Origin of the sequence: Rouxiella sp. WC2420, assembly GCF_041200025.1 — a bacterium.
Lineage (GTDB): Bacteria > Pseudomonadota > Gammaproteobacteria > Enterobacterales > Enterobacteriaceae > Rouxiella.
Window position 1 is genome coordinate 551,744 of the sequence record NZ_CP165628.1, and the last position, 12,365, is coordinate 564,108.

General features: G+C 49.6%; 9 protein-coding genes. 5 read left to right on the forward strand and 4 right to left on the reverse strand.

The annotated features are described in order from the left end of the window. Positions 1-107: 107 nt before the first annotated feature. Genes AB3G37_RS02710 through AB3G37_RS02720 form a run of 3 tightly spaced genes read left to right on the forward strand, consistent with a single transcriptional unit; the run spans position 108 to position 6,027 of the window. The gene (locus AB3G37_RS02710; protein ID WP_369789631.1) at positions 108-1,850 is read left to right on the forward strand and encodes an autotransporter assembly complex family protein; all 1,743 of its coding nucleotides are present in this window, start codon (positions 108-110) and stop codon (positions 1,848-1,850) included. Next, complete coding sequence (locus AB3G37_RS02715; protein ID WP_369789632.1) at positions 1,847-5,674, forward strand: translocation/assembly module TamB domain-containing protein; 3,828 nt, start codon at positions 1,847-1,849, stop codon at positions 5,672-5,674. The genes AB3G37_RS02710 and AB3G37_RS02715 overlap by 4 nt, the downstream gene beginning before the upstream one ends. A 2-nt stretch (positions 5,675-5,676) precedes the next feature. Continuing rightward, on the forward strand, positions 5,677-6,027 hold the full coding sequence (locus AB3G37_RS02720) for a gamma-glutamylcyclotransferase (RefSeq protein ID WP_009636761.1): 351 nt from the start codon (positions 5,677-5,679) through the stop codon (positions 6,025-6,027). A gap of 100 nt (positions 6,028-6,127) precedes the next feature. Here the strand turns inward: AB3G37_RS02720 and ppa are convergent, their stop codons facing one another. Further along, a complete protein-coding gene (gene ppa / locus AB3G37_RS02725; RefSeq protein ID WP_009636762.1) occupies positions 6,128-6,661 on the reverse strand; it encodes an inorganic diphosphatase in 534 nt (177 codons plus the stop codon). A gap of 201 nt (positions 6,662-6,862) precedes the next feature. Further along, positions 6,863-7,867, reverse strand: coding sequence for a class 1 fructose-bisphosphatase (fbp, locus tag AB3G37_RS02730; protein WP_009636763.1), 1,005 nt, complete (start codon positions 7,865-7,867; stop codon positions 6,863-6,865). A gap of 180 nt (positions 7,868-8,047) precedes the next feature. Between fbp and mpl the strand changes: the two genes are divergently transcribed. Beyond that, the gene (gene mpl / locus AB3G37_RS02735) at positions 8,048-9,427 is read left to right on the forward strand and encodes a UDP-N-acetylmuramate:L-alanyl-gamma-D-glutamyl-meso-diaminopimelate ligase (RefSeq protein WP_369789633.1); all 1,380 of its coding nucleotides are present in this window, start codon (positions 8,048-8,050) and stop codon (positions 9,425-9,427) included. 162 nt (positions 9,428-9,589) lie between these two features. Here the strand turns inward: mpl and yhcN are convergent, their stop codons facing one another. Both yhcN and argR read right to left on the reverse strand, forming a co-directional pair. Next, positions 9,590-9,853, reverse strand: coding sequence for a peroxide/acid stress response protein YhcN (gene yhcN, locus AB3G37_RS02740; protein WP_009636765.1), 264 nt, complete (start codon positions 9,851-9,853; stop codon positions 9,590-9,592). Between the two features lie 556 nt (positions 9,854-10,409). Beyond that, a complete protein-coding gene (gene argR, locus AB3G37_RS02745) occupies positions 10,410-10,880 on the reverse strand; it encodes a transcriptional regulator ArgR (RefSeq protein WP_009636766.1) in 471 nt (156 codons plus the stop codon). Between the two features lie 478 nt (positions 10,881-11,358). Here argR and mdh point away from each other — a divergent pair, with 478 nt between their 5' ends. Then, positions 11,359-12,297, forward strand: coding sequence for a malate dehydrogenase (gene mdh, locus AB3G37_RS02750; RefSeq protein WP_369789634.1), 939 nt, complete (start codon positions 11,359-11,361; stop codon positions 12,295-12,297). Positions 12,298-12,365: the final 68 nt, after the last annotated feature.

Below are 12,365 nucleotides of genomic sequence, written 5' to 3' on the forward strand. Positions count from 1 at the left end.
TGTATCTCGGCGCTTCTTTGCACACAATAGCACGTTATGTACATCACCTGTTTCAGGCGATTTGAATGTATATTTTAACAGGATAATGAAACATAGCAGGAGAGCTTGTGCCACGATACCGTGAACTTTGTTTGTTAGGCTTACTGCTGGCACCGTCCTTATCCTTAGCTGCTAAAGTGCGGCTTCAGTTGGAAGGGTTGAGTGGAGAAATGCAAAAAAACGTTCGTGTACGTCTTGCCGCGATAGGAAGCGACGAGGTGTCAGCGAACGGGCGTTTTCGCGCCAGAGTCAGTGACGCTATTCAGTTGGGGCTCAGGCCGCTGGGTTATTACAACCCCACCATTGATTTTAATTTTGTGCAAACTCCGCCGCCGGGTCGCCCGGTGCTGATTGCCAAGGTTTCACCCGGTACGCCAGTAAAAATAGCCGGAACCAGCGTTTCCATTGAAGGGCAGGCTAAAGACGATAACGAGTTTGAAGCGCTGAAAAAAAGTAAAGTCCCGGCTAACGGCACGATTCTCAATCACGGCACCTATGACAGTTTCAAAAGCTCGCTTAGCGGGCTGGCGCTGCGTAAAGGCTATTTTGATGCCAATATGCTTAAAAGCCAGTTGGGGGTGATTGAAGACAGGCATCAGGCATTCTGGGACATCGATTTTGACAGCGGGCAGCGTTATCGTTTCGGCAAGGTCGATTTTCAGGGATCGCAAATTCGTCAGGAATATCTGCAAAACGTGGTGCCTTTTCATCAGGGCGACTACTACAGCTCGACGCAGTTGGCAGAGCTCAATCGCCGTCTTGCGGCCACTGGCTGGTTCAACTCGGTAGTGGTTTCTCCTGATTTTGATGATAAAGACGCTAGAGTCAGCAAGACATTGCCGCTGAATGCTGTGGTCACGCCACGCACCAGGAACAGCCTCGAGCTGGGCGGAGGCTATGCGAGCGACATTGGACCGAGGGTCAAAGCCGACTGGAAAAAACCGTGGCTGAACGATCGCGGGCAGAGCCTCGAAACCTCGCTGAGCCTTTCAGCGCCGGAGCAGACGGTAGATGTCAGCTATAAAATCCCGCTGCTCAAAGATCCTATTCAGCAGTATTACACCATCAGCGGCGGCATCAAAAACGTCAACCTTAACGACACTAAATCCGACTCCAGTACCGCTAATATCGCGCGCAACTGGGACAGTGACAGCGGCTGGCAGCGTGCGTTAAATCTGACCTGGAGCCTGGATCACTTTACACAGGGTTCGGTGACCAACACCACCATGCTCATCTATCCCGGAGTCAGCTTCAGCCGCACCCGTTCGCGCGGTGGCCTGATGCCGACCTGGGGTGATAGCCAACGCTACTCTCTCAAAGTTTCCGACACTACCTGGGGTTCGGATATCGATTTCGCGATTGTACAGGCGCAAAACGTCTGGATCCGGATGTTGGGCGAGAGAAACCGTTTCGTTTTCCGTGGCAACGTGGGCTGGATTGAAACCAACGATTTTGAAAAAGTACCGCCATCGCTACGTTTCTTTGCCGGTGGTGACCGCAGTATTCGCGGTTATAAATATGAAGGCATCTCCCCCAGAGACAGCGACAATAAACTGACCGGTGCCTCCAAAATGGCAACAGGCTCAGCGGAATATCAATACAACGTGACCGGTAAGTGGTGGGGCGCAGTGTTTATCGACAGCGGTGAAGCAGTAAATAATCTCGCCAAGAGTGATATTAAAACCGGTGCCGGCGTGGGTGTACGCTGGGCGTCGCCGGTTGGTCCGATCAAGCTTGATATCGCGACTCCCGTGGGCGACCCGGACAACCACGGAGTACAATTTTATATCGGTCTGGGGCCAGAATTATGAGTTGGTTTAAAAAGATCTGCCTGGCGTTCCTGATCCTTGTTTTACTGCTGGTGGGCACAGTGGTATTTCTGGTCGGCACGCAAACTGGCCTGCATCTGGTCATTAATGGTGCCCAGCGCTTTGTTCCAGGATTGTCGATCGCTAATGTTGATGGCGGTTGGCGCAGTCTGACGCTCAAGGGCGTGAAATACAAAATGCCGGGCGTGGACGTCACTGCCGGAGAGTTTCATCTCTCGCTAGATTTGTCCTGTTTCCGTCACACCGAGCTGTGCATCAATGCGGTGCGGGCGAAAGATGTCAACGTGGTGGTCAACACCAAAGAGATGACGCCTTCGACTACGCCGGAGCCCGCGTCCAGCGAGCCGTTGACCAATCTCAGCACGCCGTATCCAATCATCCTCAAGCTGTTGACGTTGAACAACGTCAACGTAGCCATCGACGATCGAAACATTTCACTTGCCGAGTTCCGCACCGGCATGGAGTGGCGCGAGCGTGCTTTAACGCTGAAGCCGACCAATATTTCCGGACTACTGATAGCATTGCCGAAGACGCCGCTGCATCCGTTGCCACCCGTCGTGCAGGCCGCGCAGGACAAAGCCGTTGCCACGGTAAAGGAAAAAGTGACTGGGCAACCGGCAGAGGCACCAAAGCCTGAAGTCGCAGAACCCCCATTGGGCGATACGCTTAAAGCGTTGTTTGCCAAACCGTTGCTGCCTGATTTGCCAGACTTCAAGCTACCGCTGGACCTCACCGTGCAGCAGCTTACCGGCGAGAATCTGCATCTTACTGGCGATAATGATCTGCTGATCACCCGTCTGCTGCTGAAAGTCACCACGCAAAATCAGCAAGTCAAACTGGATAAGCTTGAGGTTCGTTCACCACAGGGCTCGATAGACGGTATGGGTCAGGCACAGTTGACCGATAGCTGGCCGGTGGCCATGACCATCAACACCGCGGTGAATATCGACCCAATAAAAGGCGAGAAGGTTAAACTGACCGTGGGCGGTGAGTTGCGTAAACAGCTCAAGGTCGGTGTGAATCTTTCAGGTCCGGTGCGAGCAGAACTTGCCTTGCAAACCCGGCTGGCTGAAGTTGGCCTGCCGATCGACCTCAGCGTACAAAGTGATGCGCTACATTGGCCGCTCACTGGCACGCCGCAGTATCAGGTTAAAGGTTTAAACCTCAAATTCAGCGGCAAAGCCACCGATTACGCGCTGGCTCTTCATTCGGACTTTAGCGGCAATCAGATCCCGGCAGCCTCACTGGCGCTTGATGGCAAAGGTAACCTCGAGCAGTTTAACCTTAAGCTGATGCGACTGGCTGCTCTTCAGGGCAACACTGATTTAACCGGCGTGGTGGACTGGAGTAAAGCGGTTAGCTGGAATACCGTGCTTACGCTAAACGGCATTGATACTGCGAAACAATATCCAGACTGGCCGGCCAAATTACAGGGCAAAATTGCCATGCGCGGCAGCCTGTATGGTGGAACCTGGCAGCTTCAGGTGCCAACACTGGAACTTGACGGTAACGTGAAGAAGAACCTGGTCAAGGCGCGCGGTAACTTGAGCGGTAACAGCTACGGCCAGTGGAATATTCCTCAGCTGCATTTGGAACTGGGTCGCAATAATCTCGATGTCAAAGGTAAGCTTAGCGACAAATGGGCTCTGGACGCTAACGTCGATGCTCCGCATCTCGATGGTGCTCTGCCGGGTTTGGGTGGGGTTGTGAAAGGAATGATCCAGCTGCGCGGAAATCTTAAAGCGCCTCAGGTCTTGGCTGATCTTACCGCCAACAATCTGCGCTGGCAGGCGTTGAGCGTGAGTCGCGTCAATATCAAGGGCGACGTGACTTCCAGTGACCAGATTCAGGGCACGCTGGCGGTCAAAGTGCAGCAGCTCAAACAAGACGCGCTGGACATCAGCGATATCACCCTCGATGCCAAGGGCAATGAAAAACAGCATCAACTGACGCTGAACGTGACCGGTAAGCCAGTGGGAGGCCATCTGGTGCTGAGCGGTAGTTTCGACCGCAAAACCCAGCAGTGGAAAGGAAATATCAGCAATACGCTGTTTGATACGCCGGTCGGCCAATGGCGTCTGACCCGGCCGATTGCGCTGACCTATTTCAATACCGAGCAGCGCGTAACGGTTGGGCCACACTGCTGGCAGAACCCGGATGCCGACGTCTGCGTGCCGACCACGATCAATGCCGGTGCCAGTGGGCAGGCCAGCATCGTGCTGAATCGCTTTGATTTAGCGATGCTCAAACCTTTCCTGACCGATGATACAAAACTTGGCGGGCAATTCAGCGGCAAGGCGAACGTTGCCTGGAAAGCCAAGGGCGGGTTGCCAGACGCGAGTGTGTCGCTGGTGGGCAGAAGCGTGAAAGTAGAGCAACTGGTGCAGGGCAATCCTCTGCCGGTGGCTTTTGATACCTTAAACCTTAATGCCGCGTTGCAAAACGGGCGCGCCAACCTCGATTGGCTAATTAAGATCGCCAACAATGGCCAGCTTGACGGTAAAATCCAGATTGCCGATCCTCTGGGTCGTCGAGATCTTTCCGGTAACGTCAATATTACCCGTATTTCGATGGGGTTGTTGCAACCGGCACTGATGGACGGAGAGAAAGCCTCGGGCATTTTGAATGCCAATTTGCGCGTGGGGGGCAACGGAAAAGCGCCGCAGGTCTATGGCAAACTGGCATTGTCAAACGTCGATTTTGACGCGCAGTTTATGCCGTTTGATGTGACCAATGCCAATCTGAATATCGATTTTAACGGTATGTCTTCGCTGCTGGCAGGGGTTATTCAGACCACTCACGGTCAGCTGGCATTAAACGGTAATGCGGACTGGAGTCAGCCCGAAAACTGGCATGCGAACATCGCAGCGAAGGGTGAAAAAGTCAGGGTATCGGTTCCACCAATGGTTCGGCTTGATGTCTCGCCCGATCTAGTGTTTGATGCTACACCGCAAGCGTTCACGTTGAACGGCAAGGTGGATATTCCCTGGGCCCGCATCACGGTTCAGGAACTTCCGGAGAGTGCGGTAGGCGTATCATCGGATGAAGTGATGCTAAACGATCAGCATCAGCCGATTGCACCTGCTTCAACCTCGATTCCGATCAACACGAACCTGGTGGTGAATATCGGGGATGATGTTCGTCTCGATGCCTTTGGTCTGAAAGCGCGTCTCAAGGGCGCACTTAAAGTAGCTCAGGACAAACGTGGGTTAGGATTAAACGGCCAGATTGATATACCATCAGGCAGGTTCCACGCCTACGGACAAGATTTAATCGTCAGAAAAGGCCAGCTGTTATTTTCTGGTCCGGCGGACCAGCCGCTGCTGAATATCGAAGCTATCCGTAATCCGGATTCAACCGAGAATGATGTAGTGGCAGGGGTGCGTGTGACCGGCGATGCAGATACGCCGAAGCTGGAGGTTTTCTCTGACCCGGTGATGTCCCAGGAGGAAGCACTGTCTTATTTGTTACGCGGACAGGGCCTGGACAGCTCGGGGGCCGACAGTAGCGCCATGACTTCCATGCTTATCGGTATGGGGGTTGCACAAAGTGGCAAACTTGTGGGTAAAATCGGTGAGGCATTTGGTGTCAGTAATCTGGCACTGGATACCGAGGGCGTTGGGGACAGTTCTCAGGTTGTGGTCAGTGGTTATGTTCTGCCCGGGCTGCAGGTTAAATACGGCATGGGGATCTTTGACTCCCTGGCTACCCTGACGCTGCGCTATCGTTTGATGCCTAAATTGTATTTGGAAGCGGTGTCTGGCGTCGATCAGGCACTAGATTTGCTCTATCAGTTTGAGTTTTAACCATGCGAATAATTGTCTACGGCAGTTTACGACGCAAGCAAGGTAATAGTCACTGGATGACAAACGCTCAGTGGTTGGGTGACCACGAGCTTGACGGCTATGCCCTGTATGATTTGGGGCATTACCCGGCAGCGATTCCCGGAGAAGGGAAGATCTACTGCGAAGTTTACCGCATCAACTCATCCATTATGGCTGAGCTTGACGAACTGAAAAGTAACACCAAAGATTACCGTCGAGAGCTAATCTCTACGCCGTACGGGAGTGCCTGGATTTACCTGTATATTCGCGCGCTGGAAGGTGTCGAACGTATTGAAGGTGGAGACTGGGTTAAACGTACGTTAGAAGAGAAGTGAGAATAAAATAAAGGTCGTCTTAGTCAGTAATTTTTAAAGCCAGAAAAAAACACCGCCTTATTGGCGGTGTTTTTTTTTGCATCAAAGCAAAGGCAGAGCCTTATTTTGCTTTAGCCGCACGCTCGAAAGAGGTCACGATTTCAGCTTTGGCAGCTTCAGCGTTATCCCAGCCTTCAACCTTAACCCATTTGCCTTTTTCCAGCGCTTTGTATTGCTCGAAGAAGTGGGTGATTTGGCCACGCAGCAGTTCTGGCAGATCGTTCACATCTTTGATGTGATCGTATTCTTTGCTCAGCTTGGTGTGCGGAACAGCAACAACTTTCGCATCTTCACCAGATTCGTCAGTCATTTTCAGAACGCCAACCGGACGGCAGCGAATGACTGAACCTGGTTGCAGCGGGTATGGAGTAGGAACCAGAACGTCTACCGGGTCACCGTCCAGAGAAAGGGTGTGGTTGATATAACCATAGTTGCATGGATAGAACATCGCCGTTGACATGAAACGGTCAACAAAAAGTGCACCGGTATCTTTATCTACTTCGTATTTGATTGGATCGGCGTTTGCCGGGATTTCGATAACAACATAGATATCTTCTGGCAGATCTTTACCAGCCGGTACATTGATTAAGCTCATTGTTGGTTTCCCTTTATTGAACCAGAAATGGATTGCCGGACATTATAGCCAACTCGGGCAAGAATTCCTGCCTTTTCCGGGGCGCTTTTGTCCTAAAAAACGTCGGCTATAAACTTTTGCAATAAAAAAATGGGGTGGCATCGGGCCACCCCATGATTAGGGTACTTTAAAGTAATTTAGCAAACAGCCTGACTCGGATTTTTATTCGTCAGGATACTGTTTGATAAGTCGTTCGGCGTCTTCAACCATATTGGTATTACCCACGAAGAATGGTGCGCGCTCGTGCAGTTTTTGAGGAACAATGTCCAGGATACGGTTTTTACCGTCGCTGGCTTTACCGCCTGCCTGCTCGGCCAGGAAGGCCATTGGATTACATTCATAAAGCAGACGCAGCTTGCCCTGAGGATGGCTTGCAGTGCTTGGGTAAATGTAGATGCCGCCTTTGAGCAGGTTGCGATGGAAGTCGGCAGCCAGAGAGCCGATGTAACGTGAGGTGTAAGGACGGCCAGACTCTTCGTCCTGCTCCTGACAATACTTGATGTATTTCTTCACGCCTTTAGGGAATTTAATGTAGTTCCCTTCATTAATAGAGTACATATAGCCTTTTTCTGGATACATGACTTTTTCGTGAGACAGGCAGAAAACGCCGAGGGAAGGGTCGTAGGTAAAGGCGTGAACGCCAGCACCGGTCGTGTAAACCAGCATGGTAGAGGAACCATACACTACATAACCTGCTGCGACCTGTTGACTGCCTGGTTGCAGGAAGTCAGCTTCGGTAACGGGTTTGCCCAATGGTGAAGTACGACGATAGATTGAAAAAATAGTACCCACTGAAACGTTGACGTCGATGTTTGACGAGCCGTCCAGGGGATCCATCAGAATCACATATTTCGCATTATTGGCACGTTCGCCTTCGAAAATAACAATTTCGTCTTCTTCTTCAGATGCGATACCGGCAATTTCGCCACGTGCTTTCATGGCGGCTTTCAATTTTTCGTTGGCATAAAGGTCGAGTTTCATTTGAACTTCGCCCTGAATGTTCTCAACGCCGCTGGTGCCGAGTATATCTACCAGTCCCGCCTTGTTGATATCCCTATGAATAATCTTAGCACCAAGTTTAATTGCCGAGAGTAGCGCAGTGAGCTCGCCGGTGGCATGTGGAAAATCTTGCTGCTTTTCGACAATAAATTCGCCTAACGTTTTCATGATACGATCCCTGAATCTTAGGATGAGTAAAGGTTTTGTAATTGAAATTTTACAGAAGCGATCGCAGTTTAGCCCAAATATATGGACGCTTCATAGGCAAATCATAGCCAAATGCATTTCTTCTAGATGATTCTCAGCGTTAGAATAGCCACTGACTTAAAGAGCAATAATGGAAAATTTATGCGCATTCATATTCTTGGGATTTGCGGCACGTTTATGGGCGGCCTTGCTATGCTGGCTCGCGCTCAGGGACATCAGGTAACCGGATCGGATGACAACGTCTATCCACCGATGAGTACGCTATTGGAAAATCAGGGGATCGAGCTGATTAAGGGCTATTCGCCAAGTCAGTTGGATCCCAGGCCCGATCTCGTTGTGATCGGCAATGCCATGACGCGAGGCAATCCTTGCGTAGAGGCGGTGCTCGAGCAGGGTATTCCCTATGTCTCTGGCCCGCAGTGGTTGCACGATCACGTGCTGCCCGGTCGCTGGGTGATTGCGGTTGCCGGTACGCACGGGAAAACCACTACTTCAGGTATGGTCACCTGGATCCTCGAAGCCTGCGGCTATGAGCCGGGCTATGTGATTGGCGGTGTGCCGGGGAATTTCGACGTTTCTGCGCGATTGGGAAACAGCCCGTTTATGGTCCTCGAAGCCGATGAGTATGATTGTGCCTTCTTCGACAAGCGTTCCAAATTCGTGCATTACAGCCCGCGTACACTGGTGCTGAATAATCTCGAATTCGATCACGCCGATATTTTTGACGATCTGAAGGCGATCCAGAAACAGTTCCATCATCTGGTCAGACTCGTGCCGGGTCAGGGCAAAATCATTCTGCCCGAGCATGACACTCCACTCAGGCAAGTGATGGCGATGGGTTGCTGGAGCGAGCAGGAATACGCGGGAGACGGCTGCACCTGGAATGCCAAAAAGACGACGCCAGATGCCAGCAAGTTCCAGGTATATCTTAACGGTGAAGTGGCCGGTGAGGTTTCATGGTCGCTGGTGGGTGAACACAATATGCACAACGCACTGATGGCCGTTGCAGCCGCGCGCCACGTCGGCGTGACCCCTGCAGATGCCTGTACGGCGCTCGGCGGATTTATCAACGCCCGCCGTCGGCTCGAGCTTCGTGGTGAAGCGAACGGTGTAACTGTTTACGACGATTTTGCACACCATCCTACCGCCATTCTTGCCACTTTGGCTGCCCTGCGCAGTAAAGTTGGCGGCACAGCACGTATTATTGCAGTGCTGGAACCGCGTTCGAATACCATGAAAATGGGGATGAGCAAAAACGAACTTGCACCTTCTCTGGGACGTGCCGACGAAGTGTTTCTACTTCAGCCGCAAAACATCCCATGGCAGGTTTCAGAAGTGGCAGAACGTTGTATTCAGCCTGCGCACTGGCACGCAGACGTTGATGCGCTGGTTGAGATGATTGTCAAAACCGCGCAGCCGGGCGATCACATTCTGGTGATGAGCAACGGTGGTTTTGGTGGCATCCACGGCAAGCTGTTGAGCGCGCTGGATAAAAAAGCTCAGTTGGCTAACAACAAATAGTTACCCCCTTCCTTAATAATACCAGCCCTTAAAGCCTCGACGAAAAAAAGCCCTCGCAAGCGAGGGCAAAAGGGTGTCGTCGGACAGGACGACAGAGGGTCTGGTATATCTTGCAAATTTTTTGCTAAAACTTCGCGGTACTACAGATTAAATCGGGTTCAGTTATTTATAAATTTCTGCGGTGGCGTGGTAAGTACCGTCATTACGCGCTTCGATTACACGATAAGAAGATGCACCCTGGCTATCGGCTTTTTGTGATAACTCTTGACGGATATCACTAGGCACGCCATCAATCCCACTAACGGTAATTGTCCCCATAGGTTGAAGATTTTCAGCCTGTTGGTTGGTGATTAGTTGAGCGGCAGAAGAGCCAAATGAAACAGCGGTCAACAGGCCTAGGGCAGCAACAGCAGCGATGATTTTCATGATAATTTCCTTAATTTACCTTATGCAACCTGTCTATGGCGGACGGTGGCGCGGTTTCATTATGGATTTATCAAAACTGTAAAATTCGGTGTGCATAACCTCGTCGCCTATTTCTCGCGAACAAATGCATCGGTTTTCGCAGCGATAAATCCGTTTTATCGGCGGCATTTGAATGGGTATTCAAATCTCGTCTCTCGGGGGATATCTCTTTCTAAAATACAGTGATGTGGTGCTTTGTCGTGTTTCACATCATGGAGATGAGTATACATCTAATAACTGTAAAAATTAATAGTTTGCTAATAGTTTGTTAGGTCTCTATTTGCCCGGAATGAGTGGTTTTAATAACCGAAAAGCATAAAAAATGATGATTACTTGCTCATTTATTGTTAAATATATTTCAAATCAATAGATTGGCATAAATGAGCATTCTGTGCGGAATTTAACAGGGGATCGTTTTGGAAATGAAAGGATTTATAGGTCGATCATCTGGAGGTTGAACAAGATCCGGCATGAATAGCAGATCAGCAAGCGCGTTACTTGCCGATCTTGATACTGCCTAAAGTTCCTGCTCGAACAGACTCAAAATGGCATCATAGAGTTGTTTGACAGTAAACTTGCGTGCTGGCGTAATGAAGATGGTGTCATCACCAGCAATTGTACCGAGGATACCTTCCGACTTGCCCAGTGAATCAAGCAGGCGAGCAATCAGCTGTGCAGCACCAGGACTGGTGCGGATAACCACGACAGCATCGTTATAGTCAATATCCAGAACCAGGTTCTTCAGCGGGCTGGTGGTGGTTGGAACGCCGATCTCGGCAGGCAGGCAGTACACCATTTCCATTTTGGCGTTACGGGTTCTAACCGCGCCAAATTTGGTGAGCATGCGTGAAACTTTGGATTGATTGATGTTTTCGAAGCCATCATCTTGCAGTGCGACAACGATTTCACCCTGAGAGCTGAACTTCTCTTCCTTCAAGAGGGCCTTGAAAGCTTTGATTAAATCTTCCTGTTTAGCAGGATTACGCATTTTGCACCCATAGATTCACAATTGTGTGGCGTTGATTATGCAGATATTTGCATTTTTATGCAATAAAACATAACGGGTTTGATCAACAAAGAGTTAGATTTTAGGAAGGAAGGCCCAACGATGCTGCATAGACTTTAATGAATATGCCAAATATCTGCATGAAGAATTGTCTCAAACTTAAAATAAAATGTATAGCCTGATTATTTTATTTGATAATTTAACCAGCCAGGTAATTAATGTATTTATTTTTTAATAAAGTCATTTTTTTAATTATTTGAACTTAAAGTTTTATCTTAATGAAAATAAGCAGTAATTTCTTACTCAAAATTTAAAGATGCTTTTAATTTCTGCGCTACCTCCCAATCTATTAATAGGTTGTTTGTTTTTAATACACCCGTTAACTAAGGTTATTAAGTGAATGAATGCGCGGTATTTTAATCGTCGTTTATAAAGAACGTCATTTAAAAAGGAGTATAGGATGAAAGTTGCAGTCCTTGGTGCCGCAGGCGGAATCGGCCAGGCCCTCGCTCTACTACTCAAGACTCAATTGCCGTCTGGCTCTGAACTCTCCCTCTATGATATCGCACCTGTTACTCCAGGTGTGGCGGTGGATCTCAGCCATATCCCTACAGCTGTTAATATCAAAGGATTTTGTGGTGAAGACGCGAGGCCCGCTTTGTACGGGGCTGAGGTTGTACTTATCTCGGCTGGCGTGGCGCGAAAACCAGGTATGGATCGCTCTGACCTTTTTAATGTTAATGCCGGCATTGTTCGTAATTTAGTTCAGCAAATTGCGACCACCTGTCCCGAGGCGTGTATTGCGATAATCACTAACCCGGTAAATACGACGGTGCCCATTGCGGCAGAGGTTTTAAAAAAAGCCGGAGTTTATGATAAAAATAAACTTTTTGGCGTCACTACGCTTGATACCCTCCGCGCCAATACATTTGTTGCAGAGCTTAAAGGTAAATCTCCGCAAGAAATTGAGGTATCGGTTATTGGGGGTCATTCGGGCGTAACAATATTACCGTTGTTATCGCAGGTTAAAGGGCTCAGCTTCTCGGAGAGTGAAATACAGCAGCTGACGACACATATTCAAAATGCCGGTACAGAAGTGGTTGAGGCAAAAGCAGGTGGCGGGTCGGCAACCCTTTCCATGGGGCAGGCTGCGGCAAGACTGGGACTTTCTTTAGTACGCGCGTTGCAGGGAGAAAGCGGGATCGTGGAATGTGCCTATGTTGAGGGGCGCGGTGAGCATGCACGCTTCTTTGCTCAACCGGTGCTATTAGGTCGAAATGGTATTGCTGAATTCAAAGACATTGGCCAGTTAAGCGAGTTTGAACAACATTCGCTGAATTCGATGCTGGACGTATTACACAAAGATATCGAACTGGGTGAGAAATTTATCAATATTTAATATTCTTTTTATCTATTCCTCAAGATTATTAAAACAACCCGCCGGGTAAATTCCGGCGGCTTTTTATT

Bases quoted from the DNA above. Each gene is read 5' to 3' on its own strand.
- AB3G37_RS02715 (WP_369789632.1), top strand. From the start codon at position 1,847: ATGAGTTGGTTTAAAAAGATCTGCCTGGCGTTCCTGATCCTTGTTTTA.
- AB3G37_RS02720 (WP_009636761.1), top strand. From the start codon at position 5,677: ATGCGAATAATTGTCTACGGCAGTTTACGACGCAAGCAAGGTAATAGT.
- ppa (WP_009636762.1), bottom strand. From the start codon at position 6,661: ATGAGCTTAATCAATGTACCGGCTGGTAAAGATCTGCCAGAAGATATC.
- fbp (WP_009636763.1), bottom strand. From the start codon at position 7,867: ATGAAAACGTTAGGCGAATTTATTGTCGAAAAGCAGCAAGATTTTCCA.
- mpl (WP_369789633.1), top strand. From the start codon at position 8,048: ATGCGCATTCATATTCTTGGGATTTGCGGCACGTTTATGGGCGGCCTT.
- yhcN (WP_009636765.1), bottom strand. From the start codon at position 9,853: ATGAAAATCATCGCTGCTGTTGCTGCCCTAGGCCTGTTGACCGCTGTT.
- argR (WP_009636766.1), bottom strand. From the start codon at position 10,880: ATGCGTAATCCTGCTAAACAGGAAGATTTAATCAAAGCTTTCAAGGCC.
- mdh (WP_369789634.1), top strand. From the start codon at position 11,359: ATGAAAGTTGCAGTCCTTGGTGCCGCAGGCGGAATCGGCCAGGCCCTC.